The sequence below is a fragment of the Pseudomonas sp. NFX5 genome, assembly GCF_049132125.1.
GTDB lineage: Bacteria > Pseudomonadota > Gammaproteobacteria > Pseudomonadales > Pseudomonadaceae > Aquipseudomonas > Aquipseudomonas marginalis.
In genome coordinates this window covers 148,600-170,418 of record NZ_JAFMZG010000030.1, presented here as the reverse complement: position 1 = coordinate 170,418, position 21,819 = coordinate 148,600, and the positions used below count along the sequence as shown (strand labels likewise).

Below are 21,819 nucleotides of genomic sequence, written 5' to 3'. Positions count from 1 at the left end.
ATGCTTGTGCCCTCCCCCTGGCGCGCCGACTTTCCGGCCATCGCCACCCTGCAACGGCAAGACCAGACTTATCTGGACAACGCCGCGACGACGCAAAAACCCCAGGCCCTGTTGGATGCCATCAGCCATTACTACGCCAATGGCGCCGCCAATGTGCACCGCGCCCAGCATTTGCCGGGTGCCCATGCGACCCAGGCCTTCGAGGACAGTCGCAGCAAGGTTGTGCAGTGGTTGAATGCAGGTGACAGCGGGCAAATCGTGTTCACCCACGGCGCGACGTCAGCGCTGAACCTCCTGGCTTATGGCCTTGAGCACTTATTCAATGCGGGCGATGAGATTGTCATCAGCGCCCTGGAACACCACGCCAACCTGTTGCCGTGGCAGCAACTGGCCAAGCGTCGCGCGCTCACCCTGGTGGTATTGCCACTCGGCGATGACGGCGTGATCGACCTGCAAGCCGCCACCGAGTCGATCGGCCCGCGTACACGCCTGCTGGCGGTGAGCCAACTGTCCAACGTCCTTGGCACCTGGCAGCCGCTGCCGGCCTTGCTGGCGTTGGCCCAGGCCCACGGCGCCCTGACCGTGGTCGATGGCGCCCAAGGCATCGTCCACGGCCGCCACGACGTGCAGGCCCTGGGCTGCGACTTCTATGTGTTTTCCAGCCACAAGCTGTACGGTCCGGACGGCGTCGGCGTGCTCTATGGCCGCAACGAGGCCCTGCATCACCTGCGCCATTGGCAATTTGGTGGCGAGATGGTGCAACAGGCTGAGTACCAAAGCGCGAGCTTTCGCCCGGCACCGCTGGGCTTCGAGGCCGGCACCCCGCCGATCGCCGGTGTGATCGGCCTGGGCGCGTCCCTTGACTACCTGAGTTCGCTGGATCAGCACGCGGTGCTCGCCCATGAAGCGGCCCTGCATGACTACCTGTTGCGCGGGCTGAACGCGCGCAATGGCGTCCGTGTGCTGGGGTCGCCGCAGGCGGCGCTGGTCAGTTTTGTGGTCGAGGGCGTGCACAATGCCGACCTCGCACACCTGCTGACCGAGCAAGGCATTGCCGTACGCGCCGGCCATCATTGCGCGATGCCGCTGCTCAAGGCGATGCACTTGTCGGGGGCGATCCGTGTCTCCCTGGCGCTGTATAACGACTCCGATGACCTGGAACGCTTCTTTGAAGCGCTGGACCAGGCGCTGGATATGCTGCGATGAGCCTGCCGGTGGATGCGCAGGCTGCACTGGAAACCTTTCACTCAATCGGCAGTTGGGAGCAACGCGCTCGAATGCTGATGCAGTGGGGTGAGCGCCTGCCCGTATTGGCGGACGAGGAGAAGGTCGATGCCAACCTGGTGCAGGGCTGTGAGAGCCTGGTGTGGTTGGTGGGGCGCTTGCACGATGGCCACTGGCAGTTCGCCGCGAGCAGCGATGCGCGGATGATTCGTGGCTTGGTGGCATTGCTGCTGGCGCGGGTCAATGGGTTGTCGACGGACGAGTTGCAGGCGGTCGACTTGCCGGATTGGTTCAATCAGCTGGGGCTTTCCCGTCAACTGTCGCCGTCGCGCAGCAATGGGCTGAATGCAGTCCTGCAGCGCATGCGCGAACTCAGTCATACCCACATTTGAACCGTGTAACGTTCTGAGACTCAGGCGGGCTTGACCCGCTCCGAGGGCCTACGCACCCCGGCCACAATCTTGTCCACCGCCTTGGTCGCCGCGACCATGCCGAAAGTCGCCGTCACCATCATCACCGCGCCAAACCCGCCGGCGCAGTCCAGCTTCACCCCATCACCGACAAAACTCTTCTGCAGGCAGATGCTGCCATCCGGCTTGGGGTAGCGCAGTTGCTCGGTGGAAAACACGCACGGCACGCTGTAATGGCGGGTCACGGTGCGGGAAAAGCCGTAGTCACGGCGCAAGGTGGAGCGCACTTTCGACGCCAAGGGGTCATTAAAGGTGCGGTTCAGGTCGCAGACCTGGATCAGCGTCGGGTCGATCTGCCCACCGGCGCCACCAGTCGTGATGATCTGGATCTTGCGGCGCTTGCACCAGGCAATCAGTGCGGCCTTGGCGTTAACCGCGTCGATGCAGTCGATCACGCAGTCGATAGTGGGCGTGATGTACTCGGCCATGGTGTCGCGGGTGACGAAATCCGCCACCGCATGCACCGTGCAATCCGGGTTGATCGCGCGCAGGCGCTCGGCCATCACCTCGACCTTGGGCTTGCCCACGGTGCTGTCCAAGGCGTGCAACTGGCGGTTGCTGTTGCTGACGCAGACGTCGTCCAGGTCGAACAGCGAAATCTCGCCCACTCCGCAACGGGCCATGGCTTCCGCCGCCCAGGAGCCGACGCCGCCGACGCCGACGATCGCCACATGGGCCGCTTTCAAGCGCTCCAGGCCTTCAATGCCATACAAGCGGGCGACGCCTGCAAACCGCGGATCTTCTGTACTCATGACCATTACCCCAAAAACCGGCGCGCATTATAGGACTACGCAGCGACAAGTTTTAAGCTACAAGCTACAAGTTAAGAACTTAGATGTACTTTCGCTGCCCAATGTCCGGTTTTTCTCGGCTTGCTGTACGGTCAGGGAAAGGCCGGTGTAGGATGCGCGCCGTTCGGTGCAGGCCGACACCTCTTTTCGTTCCACACCCTTTGGAACCCGACATAACCATGGCATCGCGTAAATTTGGACTCAACCTGGTGATAGTGCTGGCAATTGCCGCGCTGTTCACCGGCTTCTGGGCGCTGATCAACCGCCCGGTCACTGCTCCCAACTGGCCCGAGCAGATCTCCGGTTTTTCCTACTCGCCGTTCCAGCAAGGCCAGTACCCGCAGAAAAACCAGTACCCCACCGACGAGCAGATGCGTCGCGATCTGGAGATCATGAGCAAGCTGACGGATAACATCCGCACCTACTCGGTCGACGGCACGCTGGGGGACATTCCCAAGCTGGCCGAAGAGTTCGGCCTGCGCGTAACCCTGGGGATCTGGATCAGCCCGGACCTGGAGCGTAACGAGCGCGAAGTCCAGCGCGCCATCGAGATCGCCAACAGCTCGCGCAGTGTCGTGCGGGTCGTGGTCGGTAACGAAGCCCTGTTCCGTGAAGAGATCACCCCTGAAGCGCTGATTGTGCTGCTGGACCGAGTGCGCGCCGCCGTGAAAGTCCCGGTGACGACCTCCGAGCAATGGCATATCTGGGAAAAGAACCCGCAACTGGCCAAGCACGTCGACCTGATCGCCGCGCACATCCTGCCGTTCTGGGAATACATCCCGATGGACAAGGCCGGCCAGTACGTACTCGACCGCGCCAGGGACCTGAAGAAACTGTTCCCGAAAAAGCCGCTGCTGTTGTCGGAAGTGGGCTGGCCAAGTAACGGCCGTATGCGCGGCGGGAATGAAACGTCCCCGGCAGACCAGGCCATTTACCTGCGTACGCTGGTGAACAAGCTGAACCGCCAGGGCTACAACTACTTCGTGATCGAGGCCTTCGACCAGCCGTGGAAGGTCAGCGACGAAGGCTCGGCCGGCGCGTATTGGGGCGTCTACAACGCCGCGCGCCAGCAGAAATTCAACTTCGAAGGGCCGGTGGTGGCAATCCCGCAGTGGCGCGTCCTGGCGATCGGCTCGGTGGTGCTCGCCTTGCTGTCCCTGACCCTGCTGATGATCGACGGCTCATCCCTGCGCCAGCGTGGCCGCACCTTCCTGACCTTTATCGCGTTCCTCTGCGGTTCGGTACTGGTGTGGATCGGCTACGACTACAGCCAGCAATACAGCACCTGGTTCAGCGTGACCGTCGGCATCTTGTTGGCCCTGGGCGCCCTGGGCGTGTTCATTGTGTTGCTGACCGAAGCCCACGAACTGGCGGAAGCGGTATGGACCCACAAGCGCCGGCGTGAATTCCTGCCGGTGGAAGGGGAATCGGGCTACCGCCCGAAAGTGTCGATCCATGTGCCGTGCTACAACGAGCCGCCAGAGATGGTCAAACAGACCCTCGACGCCCTGGCCGCCCTCGATTACCCGGACTACGAAGTCCTGATCATCGACAACAACACCAAGGACCCGGCGGTGTGGGAACCGGTGCGCGACTACTGCGAAACCCTGGGCCCGCGCTTCAAGTTTTTCCACGTCGCCCCCCTGGCCGGTTTCAAGGGCGGTGCACTGAACTACCTGATCCCGCACACCGCCATGGATGCCGAAGTGATCGCGGTGATCGACTCGGACTACTGCGTGTCGCCGAACTGGCTCAAGCACATGGTGCCGCACTTCGCCGACCCGAAAATCGCCGTGGTGCAGTCGCCGCAGGATTACCGCGACCAGAACGAAAGCACCTTCAAGAAGCTCTGCTACGCCGAATACAAAGGCTTCTTCCATATCGGCATGGTCACCCGTAACGACCGCGACGCGATCATCCAGCACGGCACCATGACCATGACCCGTCGCTCGGTGCTCGAGGAACTGGGCTGGGCCGACTGGTGCATCTGCGAAGACGCCGAACTCGGCCTGCGGGTATTCGAGAAAGGCCTGTCGGCGGCGTACTACCACGACAGCTACGGCAAGGGCCTGATGCCGGATACCTTTATCGACTTCAAGAAACAGCGTTTCCGCTGGGCCTATGGCGCGATCCAGATCATCAAGCGCCACACCGCCAGCCTGCTGCGCGGCAAGGACACCGAGCTGACCCGTGGCCAGCGCTACCACTTCCTCGCGGGCTGGTTGCCGTGGGTGGCGGACGGCATGAACATCTTCTTCACCGTCGGCGCGCTGTTGTGGTCGGCGGCGATGATCATCGTGCCGACGCGGGTCGACCCGCCGCTGTTGATTTTCGCGATCCCGCCGTTGGCGTTGTTCGTGTTCAAGGTGGGCAAGATCATCTTCCTCTACCGCCGCGCGGTAGGTGTGAACCTCAAGGATGCGTTCTGCGCCGCCCTGGCTGGCCTGGCGTTATCCCACACCATCGCCAAGGCGGTGCTGTATGGTTTCTTCACCACCAGCATTCCGTTCTTTCGTACACCGAAAAACGCGGATAACCACGGCTTCTGGGTAGCGATTTCCGAAGCCCGCGAAGAAATGTTCATCATGCTGCTGTTGTGGGGCGCCGCGCTGGGGATCTACCTGGTGCAGGGCCTGCCGAGCAATGACATACGTTTCTGGGTGGTGATGCTGCTGGTGCAATCACTGCCGTATGTGGCGGCGTTGATCATGGCGTTCCTGTCGTCGCTGCCGAAACCGGCCGTGGCACCTGAGCCTGCCCCGGCGGCTTAAAAACGTGCGCAATGCACTAAACGGCGGCCTCTGGCCGCCGTTTTGCTATAAGATAACGGCCGTTTTGTCCGCCCGCCCTGCTCTTCCAGACATGTTTCCCGGAGTTTTCCCATGACGGCCCATGCCGACCTTTCGCCGACCCTTCAACTTGCCATCGACCTGATCCGTCGTCCCTCGGTCACGCCGATCGACGCCGATTGCCAGAAGCTGATGATGCAGCGCCTGGGCGACGCCGGTTTTGCGCTGGAGCCGATGCGCATCGAGGACGTGGACAACTTCTGGGCCACCCATGGCAAGCATGACGGCCCGGTGCTGTGCTTCGCCGGCCACACCGACGTGGTCCCCACCGGTCCGGTGCAAGCCTGGCAGAACGACCCGTTCGACGCCTTGATCGACGAAAACGGCATGCTCTGCGGGCGTGGCGCGGCCGACATGAAAGGCAGCCTGGCCGCCATGCTGGTGGCGGCCGAGCGCTTCGTCAGCGACTACCCGGACCACAAGGGCTCGGTCGCTTTCCTGATCACCAGCGATGAGGAAGGCCCGGCGCACCATGGCACCAAGGCCGTGATCGAACGCCTGGCTGCGCGCAAGGAGCGCCTGGACTGGTGCATCGTCGGCGAACCGTCGAGCACCACCCTGGTAGGTGACGTGGTCAAGAACGGCCGCCGCGGCTCCCTCGGCGCCACCCTGACCGTGCGCGGCGTACAGGGCCATGTGGCCTACCCGCACCTGGCGAAGAACCCGATCCACCTGGCCGCACCGGCCCTGGCCGAACTGGCCGCCGAGCACTGGGACAACGGCAACGCCTTCTTCCCACCGACCAGCTTCCAGATCTCCAACCTCAACTCCGGCACCGGCGCCACCAACGTGATTCCGGGTGACCTGACGGCGGTGTTCAACTTCCGTTTTTCCACCGAATCCACGGTCGAAGGCCTGCAACAGCGCGTTGCGGCGATTCTCGACAAGCATGGCCTGGACTGGCATGTGGAGTGGGCGCTGTCTGGCCTGCCGTTCCTCACCGAGCCGGGCGCGTTGCTCGATGCGGTGTCGGCCAGCATCAAGGCGATCACCGGGCGTGAGACCCAGGCCTCCACCAGTGGCGGCACCTCCGATGGGCGCTTCATTGCGACCCTCGGCACCCAGGTGGTCGAGTTGGGCCCGGTGAACGCGACGATCCACCAGGTCAACGAGCGGATCCTGGCCAGCGACCTCGACGTGCTGACCGAAATCTATTACCAGACCCTGATCAAGTTGCTCGCCTGATGCTGGCCTGCCCCATTTGCAGCGCCCCGCTCAACGCGGTGGACAATGGCGTGGCGTGCCCGGCCGGGCACCGTTTCGACCGCGCGCGCCAGGGTTACCTGAACCTGCTGCCGGTGCAGCACAAGAACAGCCGCGACCCGGGCGACAACCTGGCGATGGTCGAGGCGCGCCGTGACTTTCTCAACGCCGGGCACTACGCCCCGGTGGCCAGGCGCCTGGCCGAGCTGGCCGCCGAACGCGCACCGCAGCGCTGGGTGGACATCGGTTGCGGCGAGGGTTACTACACCGCGCAAATCGCCGCGGCCCTGCCCCATGCCGATGGCTACGCCCTGGACATTTCCAAGGAAGCGGTCAAGCGCGCGTGCAAACGCGACCCGGCGCTGACCTGGTTGATCGCCAGCATGGCCCGCGTGCCGTTGGCCGACGCCAGCTGCCAGTTCCTCGCCAGTGTGTTCAGCCCGTTGGATTGGCAAGAGGCCAAGCGCCTGCTCAGTCCCGGCGGCGGCCTGATGAAGGTCGGCCCGACCAGCGGCCACCTGATGGAACTGCGCGAGCGCCTGTACGACGAAGTACGCGAGTACACCGACGACAAGCACCTGGCCCTGGTGCCGGACGGCATGAGCCTGGCACACAGTGAAACCCTGGAACTCACCTTGAGCCTGGCCGAGCCCCAGGACCGCGCCAACCTGCTGGCCATGACCCCTCACGGCTGGCGCGCCAGTGCCGAGCGCCGTGCCGAGGTGATCGAGGCGGCCGAGCCGCTGCTGGTCACAGTATCGATGCGCTACGATTATTTCGTGCTTCAATAACCGACTTTTAACCATCCGCGAATGGATTTTCGAATCCCGCAACGAGGAATATCCATGCGCCAACCCGATATCGAGATTTACCTGAAGGACGCCGACGTCGACTACAAGGCCATCGCCGCCTGGCTGGGCGCTGCCCTGGCCCCTTGCAGCGACTGGGTCCAGCGTGGCCAGACCTACAAGTGCAAGGCCGGCAATGTGCCGGTCACCTGGCTGCCGAAAGCCGTAGGCAAGTGGAACAGCCTGTACCTGGAAAGTGACCAGACGCCGTGGGAAGACGACATTGCCTGCGCCCGCGCTGCGTTTGCTGCGCTGAACGTGGAAGTGCGCTGCGCACCGGGGAGCTGGGTCGAGGAAGAAGGTGAGGAAAGCGCCGACACCTGGATTCGCATCAGCGCGGACGGTGAAGAGCAGATCACCTGGAAAACTGCCTGAGCCTGAACTGTTAACCCAATCAAATGTGGGAGGGGGCTTGCCCCCGATAGCGGTGTATCAGCCAATGTATTCAGTGACTGACACTCTGCCATCGGGAGCAAGCCCCCTCTCACATGGGTTCAGTGGTGAACTTACAGACCGACCACATCCTCCGCCTGCAACCCCTTCTCGCCGCTTACCACGGCGTATTCCACCTGCTGGCCCTCGGCCAACGAACGGTGGCCGTCGCCGCGAATGGCGCGGTAGTGCACAAACACATCCTTGCCATCTTCACGCTGGATGAAGCCATAGCCCTTGGCGTCGTTGAACCACTTCACATTGCCTGTCTCGCGCGTTGCCATCTGTTCACTCCCACTTGATTGTTATTGTTGAGCCGATCGCGTTGAACTGCCGAGTATAAGACAGGCTCAAAAACGATCAACTCAAGTTTACATCGCTGCTTTTTTGCCGATTTTCGGCGAATACGGCACACTACCCGCCCGAGCGCCTGCTCGGTTTTTCCCACTTGAAGCAGCTCGCCTATGACCCGCTCCCCGTTCCGCCGTCTGGTGTTTGGCACCTTGCGCCGACTGTTGTACCTCTGGGTTCGCTCGGAGACGATCAACCAGTCGTCCCTTACCATCAACCTGGACCGCAGCCGGCCGGTGTTTTACGTCCTGCAATCGCCCTCCCTCACCGAATTGGCCGTGGTCGATGCCGAGTGCACCAAGGCCGGCCTGCCGCGCCCGGTACTGCCGGTATCGGTAGGCCCGCTGATGGAACCCGCGGCGTTCTTCTACCTCACGCCCGAGCCGGACTGGCTGGGGCGCCAGGACAAGCGCGGCGCGCCGCCGACCCTGACCCGCCTGGTCAACACCCTCAGCGAACACGCCGAAGAGAATGCACAAATCATTCCGGTCAGCGTGTTCTGGGGACAAACCCCTGCGAGCGAGTCCAGCCCGTGGAAACTGCTGTTTGCCGACAGCTGGGCGGTCACCGGGCGTCTGCGCCGGTTGTTGAGCATCCTGATCCTGGGGCGCAAGACCCGCGTGCAATTCTCCGCGCCCATCAACCTGCGTGAATTGATCGAGCACAATAAAGGCCACGAACGCACCGTGCGCATGGCCCAACGCATCCTGCGCGTGCACTTTCGTAACCTGAAGACGGCGGTGATCGGCCCCGATTTGTCCCACCGGCGCAATCTGGTGAAAGGCCTGGTCAACATGCCGCTGGTGCGCCAGGCCATCCTTGACGAAGCCGAGCGGGAAAAAATCAGCCCGGAAAAAGCCAAGGCCCTGGCCCTGCGCTACGGCAACGAGATCGCCTCGGACTACACCTACACCGCGATCCGCTTCCTGGAAGTGGTGTTGAGCTGGTTCTGGAACAAGATCTACGACGGCATCAAGGTCAATAACATCGAGGGCGTGCAACAGGTTGCCCAGGGCTACGAGGTGATTTATGTGCCTTGCCACCGCAGCCATATCGACTACCTGCTGCTGTCCTACCTGCTGTTCAAGAACGGCCTGACCCCGCCGCATATCGCCGCCGGCATCAACCTGAACATGCCGGTGATCGGCAGCCTGTTGCGCCGTGGCGGTGCGTTTTTCATGCGCCGCACCTTCAAGGGCAACCCGCTGTACACCTCGGTGTTCAACGAATACCTGCACACCTTGTTCACCAAGGGCTTCCCGGTGGAGTACTTCGTCGAAGGCGGACGCTCGCGCACCGGGCGCATGCTGCAGCCGAAGACCGGGATGCTGGCGATTACGCTGCGCAGTTTCCTGCGCTCCTCGCGCATGCCGATCGTGTTCGTGCCGGTGTATATCGGCTATGAGCGCGTGCTCGAAGGCCGCACCTACCTCGGTGAGCTGCGGGGTGCGAGCAAGAAGAAAGAGTCGATCTTCGATATTTTCAAAGTGGTCGGCGCGCTCAAGCAGCGCTTTGGCCAGGTCGCGGTCAACTTCGGCGAGCCGATCAAGCTGGCCGAGTTCCTCGACGCCGAGCAACCGGACTGGCGCAGCCAGGAACTGGGCCCGAACTACAAACCGGCCTGGCTCAACGAAACCACCAACCGCCTTGGCGAACAGGTGGCCCGCCACTTGAACGAAGCGGCCGCCGTGAACCCGGTGAACCTGGTGGCCCTGGCGCTGCTGTCGACCACGCGCCTGGCCCTGGATGAACAGGCCATGGCCCGCCAGTTGGACCTGTACCTGGCGCTGCTGCGCCGCGTGCCTTATTCGCCCCACACCACCTTGCCCGAAGGCGACGGCCTGGCGCTGATCAAGCACGTCAAGGACATGGACCTGCTGTCGGAGCAGAGCGATGCCTTGGGCAAGATTCTGTACCTGGACGAGCAGAACGCCGTCCTGATGACCTACTACCGCAACAACGTGCTGCACATCTTCGCCCTGCCGGCGCTGCTGGCCAGCTTCTTCCAGAGCAGCTCACGGATGAGCCGCGAGCAGATCCTGCGCTATACCCACGCGCTGTACCCGTACCTGCAATCGGAGCTGTTTATCCGCTGGTCGCTGGAAGAGCTGGATACGGTGGTCGATCAATGGCTGGACGCGTTCGTCGAACAGGGCCTGCTGCGCTTCGAAAACAACGTGTACCTGCGCCCGGCACCGAGCTCGCGGCACTTCGTGCTGCTGACCCTGCTGTCCAAGACCATCGCCCAGACCCTGCAACGCTTCTACATGGCGATCTCGCTGCTGCTCAACAGCGGCCAGAACAGCATCAGCGCCGAAGAACTGGAAGACCTGTGCACGATCATGGCCCAGCGCCTGTCGATCCTGCATGGCCTCAACGCCCCGGAATTCTTCGACAAGAGCCTTTTCCGACATTTCATCCAGACCTTGCTGGAACAAGATGTGCTGCGCCGCGACGAGGCCGGCAAGTTGAGCTACCACGACCTGCTCGGCGAACTGGCCGAAGGCGCGGCCAAGCGCGTGTTGCCCGCGGAGATTCGCCTGTCGATCCGCCAGGTGGCCTTGCACCGTGTGGATGGCGCAGCCGAAGCGCCGGTGGAAGCGGAAGAAACACGCTAGATTGAACAAGGCGCCAGTTGGATGCTGGCGCCGTTGAAAAGGAGCTGCACCATGAAAAAGATCATTCTCCTGGGCCTCACCGCCCTGCTCGGAGCCTGCCAATCCATGCATCCAGCGCCCAAGGCCAGCCTTGACGGCGAGGTGTTCTACCTGCAACGCATTGCCCTGCCGCCCGCCGCCACCTTGAGCGTGAGCCTGCAGGACGTGTCCCTGGCGGATGCGCCCGCGGTGACGCTGGCCGAGCAGAAAGGCCCGGTCAAAGGCCAGGTGCCGCTGCCGTTTCACCTGACCTACGACCCCGCACAGGTCAAGCCGGGCCACAGTTATTCGGTGAGCGCTCGCATCGAGCTGGACGGCAAGCTACTGTTTATCACCACCGAACGGCACACGGTGCAGCTCAACGGCCAGGATCCACAGCCGCTGCGCGTGCGCGTGAACGCCGTAGCACCCTGAACTCGAACATAAGGAAGCGCCCATGCTCCGCAACTCCCTTCGCCTCACTGCCCTGTGTGCCGGCCTGCTGCTCGGCGCCAATGCCGTGGCCCTGGACCTCAGTAGCCTGTCCCAGGGCGACGCCAGCGGCGGCCTCAAGGACGCCCTGACCCAAGGCGCACAGATCGCCGTGAAACAACTGGGTGTACCCGGTGGTTTCAGCAACAACCCTGAAGTGAAGATCGGCCTGCCGGGCAAGCTGGGCAAAGTCGCCGACAAACTGAAAATGTTCGGCATGGGTGACCAGGTCACGCAGTTGGAAGACAGCATGAACAAAGCCGCTGAAACCGCCGTGACCCAGGCCCAGCCGATCCTGGTCAACGCGGTGAAGAACATGAGCGTGACCGACGCCAAGGGCATCCTCAGCGGCGGCCAGGACTCCGCCACCAAGTACCTGAACAAGAGCAGTCGCGAACAGATCCGCGCCAAGTTCCTGCCGATCGTCAAGGCCGCCACCGACAAGGTGGGCGTGGCCCAGCAGTACAACGCCCTGGCAGGCAAGGCCGCCGCGTTTGGCGCCGTGGATGCCAAGAGCGCCAACGTCGAAAGCTACGTGACCGAACAGGCGCTGGATGGTTTGTTCAAGATGATTGCGCAGCAGGAAGAGACGATTCGCAAGAACCCGGCGGCGGCGGCCACCAGTCTGGCGAAGAAGGTGTTTGGCGCCTTGTAATAGCTATGATGCCCACGTTTCAGCGAGACGTGGGCATCGGGAAGCCGCTCAATGAGAAGTCTTTAACCAGTTCTTTTGTATTTCTGCTTGGTCTCGCATTGAAAAGAACCATTCGCGGCCAACCTTCTTTTTGACAAATATATTCAAGTCGACAAGACCGTTCAGCACGGCCGATGCCGTATTGTAAGAACAGCCTAGATTTTCCTTCACATTGACGGCGGTGAACTGTTTGGCGGTACCGCTCTTGGCGACCTGAAATACCGTCTTTTGTTTCTCATTCAGTTCCTTATAAAGTCCTGACTCCCACAACCAATGCTCAAACGCCTCGGCCTCTCGGACACTTATCTCGTAAGACTGCTTAAATCCATCAACTGCGCGTTGCACGATGGAGCACTGATAGTCGATGAAGTAAGTCAGATCGAGTTCATCCGTCTCCGTATACAGATAAGACATACCGTATTGAACAGCCGCATTCTTCAGCAAGACACTGATGGAGATATACCTGAATGCCGCGTAATCGCTTTTAAACATGAACCAATAAAACAACGCACGCGCAACACGACCATTGCCATCCCGAAAGGGATGCTCGTAACCCAAGGCAAAGTGCAGAGAAATGCCTTTGATCAGTGGATGCAGGTAGCGGGTGGCCGTAGCATCGTCGTGACAAGTATTGATCCAATCAGCCAACCGCTCCAGCCGAGTGATGATCCCTTCTGCAGGAGGTGGCGAATGCACAACATTGCCATCGCCATCCTGGACAACCACCTCATCGTTTAAACGAAAGCTGCCAGGAGAATATTTATCATCGTCAATGCCCTGAACACCTACTTCGTGCATGTCCGCGATCAACTCCACACTTAGCGGCTCGTTTCTCTTATCCCAAGCGAAACGCATCATTCGGTAATTGCCGATGATCATTTTTTCATCTGGCGTTCTGGGCAGTCGCTCTCGCTTCAACATATCTTTTGCAACGAGCGTCGTGGTTGCCGCGCCCTCCAACTGGCTGCTACTGATGGCCTCATCTTCGATCAGGTCGTTGAGCAAATACTTTATATGAGCAGCCTTCCCGACCTTGCTGCTCATGTACTCAAGTGCGGCAGTCGAGGCATACCTGTCGACCGTGGAGACCACGCGTTGTGCGGTTGGCGTTAATACAAAGTTGCACCAGACCTCAGGCGTACCTACGGGCACTATTTGCTGATACAGACGGGAGCGCTCGGACTTTACGATCCCCCAACATATCGCTGGATCCAAGTGCTGAGGAAAACGGTGGCGTAGCTGATCAAAGTGCAAATAGCGGCCCCGACTGTCTGTTGGCTGAGACAGCTTCATATAGTCAGATAGATGCTGAAGATGGGGCTCCTGGCCAATGAGAACAAAAACCCGTTCTGGCACCTTGGGTGGCAGTTTAATCATCAAAATCTCAATTTTTGATTTCTGAGACTTGAGTACAGCAGAAAACCCCACCTATCTCAATAACCACGAAAATTGAGACATGCCTTTCTTCAATGCAATACCGACTCAGCCAATCGCCCCACCGTCAACGTTGCAAAGCCCCCCATGGCCAGCGCCGTCGCACGGTTGATCTTCAAGGGTGTCAGCCAGGCTTTTTGCAGCCCTTCGAAGCGACTGCCGAATACGATCCACGCAGACCCTACCGGTATCACCACCAATGCCAGTGTGGCCATGAACCCGGCATAGCCTTGCCATGCGGCAAAGGTACCGGCCGGCGCAATGAACGACACGATCAACAGCCCCTTGGGGTTCATCAGCGTCAACCAGAAGAAACTCAACCCACTGAGGCGGTCACGGCCAGGGTCGACGGTGCTGTTTTTGCGTTGCCAGAGCTTGTACGAGACATACAGCAGGTATCCGGCCGCCGCCAATTGCGTGAACTTCGACGCCCAAGGCGAATAGGCCGCCAGGTAGAGCAGTGCAACACCCCATATCGAAACCTGAAGCACGTAAGCCAGGCACTCGACAAATGCCAACCACCAGGACGCACGATAGCCAAACAATACGCCGGCACGAAACAGCAAGGTATTGGTGGGACCGGGGGCGAGCAGTAGCAACATCAGGGCTGGAATGCAGGCGAACATGCAGGTTTTCCTCAAGAGTGACGACCCAAAGTCGTTCCACCCATCGAAACTGACGCGTCAACATGGATGGCCCGGCGACAGTGGCCAACATCAAACCCGCGAAGTCTACTGCAAGTACCCGCAAGATGCCCTCACCGGGAGGGCATGCAGATTCGTTCCAGCGGTTAAACCAGATAACTACAGGAAAGCGCCCACGACAAAAGTCGTCGTTGTTGCCACGCCATAACCAATACTCATGGGCGGCTCGACCGAACGCATTGAACAAGGGAGTGGCCTCGTGGGACTGGGCTCAGGCCAGCAAGGGCTAGGCGGTTTTGCGTAGCAAGGCCGGGGCGGCGGCGGGCAAGGCCGGGGTGGCGGCTCTTGCGGGCAAGGACCGCTTACCGGGGGTCTTTGAGGCATGCACAGCGCAGCAAAAAAGTTCTTGAGGGGGCAAAGAGACATAAAGTATTCCTTAAGTCCAAAGAGATGAGTCCATTTACCGTTGTCGTCAACAACTGACATCGACAAATCCATACCTGTGATCAGGTAGTCTCTAAGTGGCAGGAATGCAGGAAGCGTTCCCGGCTCCTGCCACCCGTTTCGACACTCAAATATTGGCCCTTACCCCTCTATGCCGCCTTCCGAACCTTGAACCACGCCGCGTAGAGCGCCGGCAAGAACAACAGGGTCAACGCCGTCGCCACGATCAAGCCGCCCATGATCGCCACTGCCATCGGCCCGAAGAACACGCTGCGTGACAGCGGGATCATCGCCAGCACCGCCGCCAGGGCGGTCAGCACAATCGGGCGGAAACGCCGTACGGTGGCTTCGATAATTGCCTGCCACGGCGCCAGGCCGGCCCTGATGTCCTGTTCGATCTGGTCCACCAGGATCACCGAGTTGCGCATGATCATCCCAGACAACGCGATGGTCCCGAGCATGGCCACGAAGCCGAAGGGCTGGCGGAACACCAGCAGGAACAGCGTCACGCCAATCAGGCCCAACGGCGCGGTCAGAAACACCATCGCCGTGCGTGAGAAGCTGCGCAGTTGCAGCATCAGCAAGGTCAGCACCACCACGATAAACAGCGGCACGCCGGCCTTCACCGAGTTCTGCCCGCGGGCGGAGTCTTCGACGGTGCCACCGACTTCCAGCAGGTAGCCATCCGGCAGTTCGGCGCGTACACCTTCAAGGGTTGGCAGGATTTGCTGGACCAACGTAGCCGGCTGTTCCTTGCCGTAGATATCGGCGCGCACCGTCACCGTCGGCAAGCGGTTGCGGTGCCAGATAATGCCCTCTTCAAAGCCGTATTCGAGGGTGGCGATCTGCGACAGGGCCACGCTTTTACCGTTGTCGGTCGGTACCGCCAGGCTGGGCAGCAGCGACAACTCAGTGCGCTCGTGGACGGTGCCGCGCAGGAGAATTTCGATCAACTCGTTGTCCTCCCGGTATTGACTGACGCTGGACCCGGTCAGTGAGCTTTGCAGGAATTTCGACAGGTTGGCGGTGCTGACGCCGAGGGCGCGGGCGCGGTCCTGGTCGATATTGAGGTAGACGATCTTGCTCGGCTCTTCCCAGTCCAGGTGCACATTGACCACATGGGTATTTTCGCGAACCTTGGCCGCGACTTTCCGCGCAAGAGCGCGGACTTCCTCGATGTGTTCGCCGGTTACGCGAAACTGCACCGGGTAGCCCACGGGCGGGCCGTTTTCCAGGCGGGTGACACGGGAGCGCAGGTCGGGGAATTGTTCGTTGAGGGTTTCGATCAGCCAGGTGCGCAGGCTCTCGCGGCCCTCGATGGTCTTAGCCAACACCACGAACTGCGCAAAACTGGCCGCTGGCAGTTGCTGGTCCAGGGGCAGGTAGAAACGCGGCGAACCGGTGCCGACGTAGGCCACATAGTTATCAATGCCGGCGTGTTCCTTGAGCAAGGCTTCCAGGCGCTTGACCTGGTCGGCGGTGTTGCTCAGGGAAGCGCCTTCAGCCAATTTCAGGTCGACCATCAGCTCCAGGCGGCCTGAGGCCGGGAAGAACTGTTGCGGCACAAAACGAAACAACGCCACCGAGCCGATAAACAGCAGCAACGTCAGGACAATCACGGTTTTGCGCCGACTCACGCACCACTCCACCAAACGTCTTACACGTTGGTAGAACGGCGTGCCGTAGGGATCCGGGCCATCGGTGCCATGTTTGGCCGCGTGAATCTTCGCCAGGTCCGGCAGGAGTTTTTCCCCCAGGTACGGCACAAACACCACGGCGGCGATCCATGAGGCGAGCAACGCGATCGTCACCACCTGGAAGATCGAGCGCGTGTATTCCCCTGTGCTCGACTGCGCGGTGGCAATCGGCAGGAAGCCGGCCGCCGTGATCAGCGTACCGGTGAGCATCGGGAAGGCGGTGCTGGTCCAGGCAAAACTGGCCGCCTTGAGCCGGTCGTAGCCCTGCTCCATTTTGATTGCCATCATTTCCACGGCAATGATCGCATCATCCACCAGCAACCCCAGGGCCAGCACCAACGCACCGAGGGAAATCTTGTGCAGGCCGATGCCGAGGTAATACATCGTGGCAAAGGTCATCGCCAGCACCAGCGGAATCGCCAGGGCTACGACCATGCCAGTGCGTATGCCGAGGGAGAAGAAACTCACCAGCAAGACAATCGCCAATGCCTCGGCCAACACCTGCACGAATTCGCCGACACCGGTTTTCACCGCTGCCGGTTGGTCTGACACCTTGCGCAGCTCCATGCCCGCCGGAAGGTTCTTTTGCAAACGTGCGAACTCGCCTTCGAGGGCCTTGCCCAGCACCAGGATATCGCCACCGTCGCGCATGGCCACGGCCAGTCCGATAGCATCCGCCCCCATGTAACGCATGCGCGGCGCCGGTGGATCGTTGAAGCCGCGGTGAATATCGGCAACATCACCGATGCGGAAGGTTCGATCAGCGACACGAATAGGAAAGTCGCGGATTTCTTCCACCGTCTTGAAGTTGCCCGACACACGCAGTTGCACACGCTCGCTCGGGGTTTCAAAGAAGCCGGCAGTGGACACCGCGTTCTGCTCCTGCAACGCCTGCTGCACAGCGGCCAACGGCAGGCCAAGGGTGGCGAGCTTGAGGTTGGACAGCTCGATCCAGATCTTCTCATCCTGTAGGCCAAGTAACTCGACCTTGCCCACATCCGCCACCCGTTGCAGCTGAATCTGGATGCGGTCGGCGTAGTCCTTGAGCACGGCATAGTCGAAGCCGTCGCCGGTCAGGGCGTAGATATTGCCGAAGGTGGTACCGAACTCGTCGTTGAAAAACGGCCCCTGGATATCCGGCGGCAAGGTCTGCCGGATGTCGCTGATCTTCTTGCGCACCTGGTACCACAACTCAGGAATCTGCACAGAGTGCATGGAGTCGCGCGCAATGAAGGTGACGGTGGACTCACCCGGGCGAGAGAACGAGACAATGCGCTCGTATTCGCCGGTCTCCATCAGTTTTTTCTCGATACGCTCGGTGACCTGGCGCGAGACTTCCTGGGCCGTAGCGCCGGGCCAGTTGGTCTTGATCACCATGGCCTTGAAGGTGAACGGTGGATCTTCGCTTTGCCCCAGCTTGGTGTAGGACAAGGTGCCGACCACAGCCAGCAGGATCATCAGGAACAGTACGATCTGGCGGTTACGCAACGCCCATTCGGAAAGATTGAAAGCCATTGGGGACTACTCCTTGGCCGCCAGGTTCACTATACGGTTGGAGCCATCCACCGCGCGCACTTGCTGGCCCTCGTGGAGCACATGCACGCCGGCTGCGACCACCCAGTCGTTGGGGGTCAAGCCTTCCAGCACCGGTACGGTTTTTTCGCCAAAGGCGCCGATGCGTACCGGCGTGCGCTTGAGGGTGTTGTCCGGCTGTACACGCCAGACGTAGGACGCACCGTTCTCCGCACTCAGGGCAGACAGCGGTACCGACAGCGGAACAACGCCGTCGGCCTGTATGAATACGCGAGCGCTTTGCCCCAGTTCCGCCGGGACTGTGCCGCCGGTGAAGGCAACGCGAGCGGCGAAGGTGCGCGATTTTGGATCAGCCGCAGGCGACAGTTCACGGATGCGCCCGGTGAAACGCTGGCCCGGCTGGCTCCACAATTCCACCGCGACCGGTTGACCGATCTTGAAGCGACCAAACCCTTGTTCGGGCAGGCTGATAAGCACTTCGCGCTCGCCATCGGTGGCCAGGGTGAACACGGTCTGGCCAGCGGAGACCACTTGGCCGACTTCCACCGCGCGCTTGGCCACGACGCCATCCTGGGGGGCGCGCAATACGGCGTAACCGGCCTGGTTACTGGCCACGTCGAACTCGGCCTTGATCTGCTTGAGGCGCGCTTCGCCGGAACGGTAAAGGTTTTCGGAATTGTCGTACTGGGAACGGCTGACCATCTGACGGTCCATCAGGGTCTTGTAGCGATCACGCTCAGCGCGCACCAGGCGCAGGTTGGCCTCAGCAGCGGCGACCTGGGCACGGGCGGCCTCCAGTTGCAGGCGCACATCCTGAGGGTCAAGTTCCGCCAGCGCCTGGTTGGTCTTGACCCGCTCGCCCTCCTCCACCAGACGCTTGCTGACTTTGCCACCGATGCGAAAGGCCAGGTCCGGCTCATAGCGCGCGCGTACCTCACCGGGGTAGCTGTCCGTCGACTGCGCCGAGGGTTGCGGCTGCACCACCATGGCCGGGCGGACGGTGGTCTGGACCGCTTCTTCCTGGCCGCAGGCGGCCAACAGGAAGACCAGGCAGACAGGCAACGCAAAGGGCAGGAAAGTGCTGCGCATGCTGAAGGACCTTTCGCAAATGGAGCTAGGAATAATTATACTGGCCGGTATGTTATTAATACCAAACTCGCCAGTCCAGTATTAAAGGTGAAAATGTCCGACAATCGTGTAAGCACCAATAGCCCCGGGCGTCCCAAGGACATGGCAAAACGCCAGGCAATCCTCTCGGCAGCAAAAACCCTGTTCTTGAGCAATGGCTACGCCAGCACCAGCATGGATGCCGTGGCCCTTGAGGCCGGCGTGTCGAAACTGACCGTCTACAGCCACTTCACCGACAAAGAAACCTTGTTCACCGCCGCCGTGGTGGCCAAGTGCGAGGAACAGTTGCCGGTGATGTACTTCGAACTGCCCGAAGGCATGCCGGTGGAAACGGTATTGTTGAATATCGCGCGGGGGTTCCATCGGCTGATCAACAGTGAAGAGTCGGTAAACCTGCATCGCCTGATGATGACCACCGGCAATCAGGACGTGAAACTCTCACAGATCTTCTTCGAAGCCGGGCCCATGCGCATGCTCCAGGGCATGGAGCGCCTGCTCGGCAAGATCGACCAGAGCGGCGCGCTGAGCATCGACAGACCGCTTACGGCAGCCGAGCACTTCTTCTGCCTGCTCAAGGGCACCGCGAACTTCTGCCTGCTGTATGGCTGCGGCGGGCAACTGAGTGAGGAAGCCGCCGAAGCCCATGTGCAGGAGGTGGTGGGGTTGTTTATGCGGGCCTATAGGAGAGATGCGGCTGCAAGTGGTTAGCTGCAAGCAGCAAGTGAAAAGCGCTTTTGCTTGCAGCTTGTGGCTTAAGACTTGAGCGCTTTCTTGGGATAAATGTCATACCGGCTGGACTTGCCATCCAGCGCATGGCTCGGCTTGGGCCCCTCGATGCAGGGCGCCTTGCGCGGGCGCTTGACCACCACACGGTGGCTGGCCAGGGCCAGGGCGGCGGCCAGCAACGCCGGTGCGTCCGGATCATCCCCCACCAGCGGCCGGAACAGGCGCATTTCTTTCTTCACCAGGGCGGTTTTCTCACGGTGAGGGAACATCGGATCGAGGTAGATCACCTGGGGCGGCTCCCCTTGCCAATGGAGCATCACGTCAATGGAGTTGCCCTTGAGCAGCTTCATGCGCGCCACGATGGGCGCCACGTCGAAATCCTCCGCGCCGCGTGCCAGGCCATCTTCGAGCAGGGCGCCAATCAGCGGTTGGCGCTCGATCAGGCTCATCTCGCAGCCCAGGCTGGCCAGCACGAACGCGTCCTTGCCCAGACCCGCCGTGGCGTCCAGCACACGGGGACGCACGCCTTGGGCAATGCCCACGGCCTTGGCGATCATCTGTCCGCTGCCGCCGCCATACAGCCGACGGTGAGCCGCGCCGCCTTCGACGAAGTCCACCCGCACCGGCCCCGGCGCGTCGGGACCAAGCTGTTGCAGTTGCAGGCCATGCTCACCTACCTGCAGGGAAAAATCCGCCTCCGCAAGCTGTAAAGGCAAGCCGAGCTGTTCAGCCCACTGCTCGGCCCGGGCCTGGAAACCTTCGCCCAAGGCCTCGACCTGGATGCGGCTGGCCGCTGGTTGTTCGCTCATCAATCGCTACGCTCAAAAATATTAAGGATCGGCAAACAACGGCCGATAAAAACAACAGTCAGGTATTTTGCCAGAGCTGAGCGTCGACCGAGAAAAATGTCAGACATTCTCCCCCTAACCATCGGTGTACTGCCGACCCATAACCACTACGGCCTGCGCAATACTCAAGCGCTGGCCGGGGTGAGCCATGTGTGGCAGGACTTCTTCGCCCGGGCGCTGGCCGAGCAGCTCGGTGAAACGCCGGACGCGCTCGCCGCCAAGGCGCCGGCACCGGCGGACCCGGCGGTAGAGCCCAGCGCCGGTGCCGACCTGTTGTCGCAGATCCTCACCCAGCGTGAGTGCGACGTCAAAGACACCGAGATTGCGCCACCTGAGCCACTGTTCCTGCCCATCGCCGAATTCGAAACCGCATTGCTGCCACCGGCCGCCGAGCCGTTCCCACAGGATGAAATCGTCGCACAGCAGCGCCAGCAGAATTTCGAAAGCGCTTGGGTTCGCCCCATCGTCCTGACGGCCGGCCAGCCACTGCCTGAGCCCGGCCCGGCGCCGGAACCACGCCCTCTGCACTTGCCGATTGCCGAGTTCGAACTGGACCTGTTGCCACCACCGGCCACGCCTTACCCGACCGAAGAATTGCTGGCGCAACAGAAGGCGCTGGACTTCGACTACCACTGGGCACGCCCGCTGATCACCCACAACCTGCGCCTGGCGGCCTAGCGACAGACCCACCAACGCCCCATGTCCAGATGGAAATGGTTGCGGTGCGCGGCGTTGTAGTCCGGGCTCAACACCACATTGAAGTCATCACAGGCGCCATCGCGCACCTGGCGCAGGAACCGCGCGCTGTCGCCCTCCCCGGACCAATCCTTGAGCACGCTGATACTGCGCCCATCCGCCAGGCGAAACCCGGCGATATCCAAGGCATTGGCCGACGCATGCTGGCTGAGCCGCCCTTCGGCACGGTTATACATGTTGCGACAGGCAAAGCTGCCCAGGTGATCGACCCGCGTCACCGCCTGGCCGAACACCGCCTGGGCCGCCGGCTGCAGGCTGTGACGCTCGAACAGGGCGAACGCCACGGCCAACGGGCAACTGGCGAGAAAGCTGCTGCTCAATGCCACGTCTGCCCCCTGCACGCGCAAGGTATTGCGCAGCGGACAGGCAGCGTCGGCGGGCGTGTCAGCCTGATGGCTGACACGCAAACCAGAGGTTTTCAGCACTTGGTCGCACAGCACAGGGTCATCCTGCAGGCGCCCCAGCTTGTAGCGAGTCAACAGGTTAGGGCTGGACCTCACGTCCAGCGGCGACCAGGGGTTCCATTCTGCCGGCAACGGCAGCCAGCCACGCCATACACCCACGGCAAATGCGCCGCCGAGCACCAGCAGAGCACCCAGCAGTTTGAAAAAACGCACGG

General features: G+C 61.4%; 19 protein-coding genes. 11 read left to right on the top strand and 8 right to left on the bottom strand.

The window, feature by feature from the left end; all coding sequences use genetic code 11:
- Positions 1–1,206, top strand: coding sequence for an aminotransferase class V-fold PLP-dependent enzyme (locus J1N02_RS20245; protein ID WP_421147662.1), 1,206 nt, complete (start codon positions 1–3; stop codon positions 1,204–1,206).
- Complete coding sequence (locus J1N02_RS20240; RefSeq protein WP_027604487.1) at positions 1,203–1,616, top strand: SufE family protein; 414 nt, start codon at positions 1,203–1,205, stop codon at positions 1,614–1,616. The genes J1N02_RS20245 and J1N02_RS20240 overlap by 4 nt, the downstream gene beginning before the upstream one ends.
- Before the next feature lie 20 nt (positions 1,617–1,636).
- Here J1N02_RS20240 and tcdA read toward each other — a convergent pair whose 3' ends face one another.
- A complete protein-coding gene (gene tcdA, locus J1N02_RS20235; protein WP_065938764.1) occupies positions 1,637–2,446 on the bottom strand; it encodes a tRNA cyclic N6-threonylcarbamoyladenosine(37) synthase TcdA in 810 nt (269 codons plus the stop codon).
- Between the two features lie 218 nt (positions 2,447–2,664).
- On the opposite strand from tcdA, the gene J1N02_RS20230 reads away from it, so the two are divergent.
- The 4 genes from J1N02_RS20230 to J1N02_RS20215 all read left to right on the top strand — a co-directional run bounded on the left by J1N02_RS20230 (position 2,665) and on the right by J1N02_RS20215 (position 7,760).
- On the top strand, positions 2,665–5,256 hold the full coding sequence (locus J1N02_RS20230) for a glycosyltransferase (RefSeq protein ID WP_421147661.1): 2,592 nt from the start codon (positions 2,665–2,667) through the stop codon (positions 5,254–5,256).
- Between the two features lie 111 nt (positions 5,257–5,367).
- Positions 5,368–6,519 carry a succinyl-diaminopimelate desuccinylase gene (dapE, locus tag J1N02_RS20225; protein WP_027604490.1) on the top strand — a complete coding sequence of 384 codons (1,152 nt, stop codon included), beginning with the start codon at positions 5,368–5,370 and terminating at the stop codon, positions 6,517–6,519.
- Positions 6,519–7,328: a putative RNA methyltransferase gene (locus J1N02_RS20220; RefSeq protein WP_421147660.1), complete on the top strand. Its 810-nt coding sequence runs from the start codon at positions 6,519–6,521 to the stop codon at positions 7,326–7,328. The genes dapE and J1N02_RS20220 overlap by 1 nt, the downstream gene beginning before the upstream one ends.
- Positions 7,329–7,382: 54 nt before the next feature.
- A complete protein-coding gene (locus J1N02_RS20215; RefSeq protein WP_421147659.1) occupies positions 7,383–7,760 on the top strand; it encodes a hypothetical protein in 378 nt (125 codons plus the stop codon).
- 131 nt (positions 7,761–7,891) lie between these two features.
- Here the strand turns inward: J1N02_RS20215 and J1N02_RS20210 are convergent, their stop codons facing one another.
- Positions 7,892–8,101 carry a cold shock domain-containing protein gene (locus J1N02_RS20210; RefSeq protein ID WP_017529713.1) on the bottom strand — a complete coding sequence of 70 codons (210 nt, stop codon included), beginning with the start codon at positions 8,099–8,101 and terminating at the stop codon, positions 7,892–7,894.
- Positions 8,102–8,281: 180 nt separating this feature from the next.
- Here J1N02_RS20210 and plsB point away from each other — a divergent pair, with 180 nt between their 5' ends.
- From plsB to J1N02_RS20195, 3 genes are read left to right on the top strand one after another with little or no spacing between them, the layout of a single operon-like run.
- On the top strand, positions 8,282–10,786 hold the full coding sequence (plsB, locus tag J1N02_RS20205; RefSeq protein ID WP_421147658.1) for a glycerol-3-phosphate 1-O-acyltransferase PlsB: 2,505 nt from the start codon (positions 8,282–8,284) through the stop codon (positions 10,784–10,786).
- Between the two features lie 51 nt (positions 10,787–10,837).
- Complete coding sequence (locus J1N02_RS20200) at positions 10,838–11,239, top strand: YbaY family lipoprotein (protein ID WP_027604494.1); 402 nt, start codon at positions 10,838–10,840, stop codon at positions 11,237–11,239.
- 22 nt (positions 11,240–11,261) lie between these two features.
- Positions 11,262–11,951, top strand: coding sequence for a DUF4197 domain-containing protein (locus tag J1N02_RS20195; RefSeq protein ID WP_421147657.1), 690 nt, complete (start codon positions 11,262–11,264; stop codon positions 11,949–11,951).
- 48 nt (positions 11,952–11,999) lie between these two features.
- Here the strand turns inward: J1N02_RS20195 and J1N02_RS20190 are convergent, their stop codons facing one another.
- From J1N02_RS20190 to J1N02_RS20175, 4 genes are all read right to left on the bottom strand, one after another.
- A complete protein-coding gene (locus J1N02_RS20190; RefSeq protein WP_027604496.1) occupies positions 12,000–13,364 on the bottom strand; it encodes a Fic family protein in 1,365 nt (454 codons plus the stop codon).
- A gap of 92 nt (positions 13,365–13,456) precedes the next feature.
- The gene (locus tag J1N02_RS20185) at positions 13,457–14,050 is read right to left on the bottom strand and encodes a LysE family translocator (RefSeq protein WP_092356443.1); all 594 of its coding nucleotides are present in this window, start codon (positions 14,048–14,050) and stop codon (positions 13,457–13,459) included.
- A 611-nt stretch (positions 14,051–14,661) separates the two neighbouring features.
- The gene (locus J1N02_RS20180; protein ID WP_027604498.1) at positions 14,662–17,724 is read right to left on the bottom strand and encodes an efflux RND transporter permease subunit; all 3,063 of its coding nucleotides are present in this window, start codon (positions 17,722–17,724) and stop codon (positions 14,662–14,664) included.
- Positions 17,725–17,730: 6 nt separating this feature from the next.
- The gene (locus J1N02_RS20175) at positions 17,731–18,831 is read right to left on the bottom strand and encodes an efflux RND transporter periplasmic adaptor subunit (protein ID WP_092356439.1); all 1,101 of its coding nucleotides are present in this window, start codon (positions 18,829–18,831) and stop codon (positions 17,731–17,733) included.
- 93 nt (positions 18,832–18,924) lie between these two features.
- Here J1N02_RS20175 and J1N02_RS20170 point away from each other — a divergent pair, with 93 nt between their 5' ends.
- Positions 18,925–19,578, top strand: a complete 654-nt coding sequence (locus J1N02_RS20170; protein WP_027604500.1) for a TetR/AcrR family transcriptional regulator — start codon at positions 18,925–18,927, stop codon at positions 19,576–19,578.
- 44 nt (positions 19,579–19,622) lie between these two features.
- Here the strand turns inward: J1N02_RS20170 and J1N02_RS20165 are convergent, their stop codons facing one another.
- Entirely contained in the window at positions 19,623–20,405 is a 783-nt protein-coding gene (locus J1N02_RS20165; protein ID WP_092356436.1) for a class I SAM-dependent methyltransferase, read from the bottom strand.
- Between the two features lie 96 nt (positions 20,406–20,501).
- On the opposite strand from J1N02_RS20165, the gene J1N02_RS20160 reads away from it, so the two are divergent.
- Positions 20,502–21,122, top strand: a complete 621-nt coding sequence (locus J1N02_RS20160; protein ID WP_098480280.1) for an energy transducer TonB — start codon at positions 20,502–20,504, stop codon at positions 21,120–21,122.
- Here J1N02_RS20160 and J1N02_RS20155 read toward each other — a convergent pair.
- A complete protein-coding gene (locus tag J1N02_RS20155) occupies positions 21,119–21,817 on the bottom strand; it encodes an extensin family protein (RefSeq protein WP_027604503.1) in 699 nt (232 codons plus the stop codon). The genes J1N02_RS20160 and J1N02_RS20155 overlap by 4 nt on opposite strands.
- Positions 21,818–21,819: the final 2 nt, after the last annotated feature.